General features: G+C 68.6%; 1 pseudogene. It reads right to left on the minus strand.

The features are described from left to right. Positions 1-290, minus strand: a pseudogene (locus DZA62_RS35360) (carbohydrate ABC transporter permease); the annotation flags it as partial.

Here is a 290-nt window from a genome sequence, read left to right on the forward strand (position 1 = left end):
GAGGCTGTCGACGAGTTCGGCGTCGACGAGCGTCCGGTAGAGCGGGATCAGGGTGGACTGGCCGGGCACGACGAACGCGAGCAGCAGGAGCACGCCGAAGATCCGGTTGAACCGGGTCGCGCGCATGATCATGCCGTACGCGGCGGTGGCGCCGACGAAGAGCTGGACCAGCACCGCCCCGGCGGTGACGTAGAGCGTGTTGCCGAAGCTCTGCGCGAGCGGAACGGTGTCGAAGACCTGCAGGTAGTTGTCGAGGTACAGCGACGTCGGCGGGGCCAGCGGCGAGCCCA

Source organism: Jiangella endophytica, from assembly GCF_003427025.1.
GTDB classification, from domain to species: domain Bacteria; phylum Actinomycetota; class Actinomycetes; order Jiangellales; family Jiangellaceae; genus Jiangella; species Jiangella endophytica.